The organism is Streptomyces sp. O3 (assembly GCF_054788135.1).
Window position 1 is genome coordinate 1 of sequence record NZ_JBTVYK010000208.1, and the last position, 263, is coordinate 263.

Annotated in this window: 1 protein-coding gene; it reads right to left on the minus strand. The window is 37.6% G+C overall.

Annotated elements, in window-relative coordinates:
* On the minus strand, nucleotides 1-263 hold a 263-nt coding region (locus tag ACX6XY_RS30380; RefSeq protein WP_460337936.1), incomplete at both ends, for a hypothetical protein.

A 263-nucleotide genomic window follows, 5' to 3' on the forward strand; every position in this document is an offset into this window, starting at 1 on the left:
TTCTGTACCTTTGTCACCTGTGCTTGGCAAATCTGTTTTGTCGTCTTTTGTAACTTTTGTAACATCAGTAGGTTTTGTTGTTGCGCTTTTGACCGCATTCTTTGTTTCGATTTTCTTCACTTTATCTGGAGCTGTTACGACTGCCTCATTTTGTTTTTTCGCTGGGACTTGATAGGTTACTTCTTCACTATAATTACCCGATTCATCAAAAGCATATGCAGTAATTTGTTTTGGTGTTGTCGCCCATTCTGCATAAAAATAAC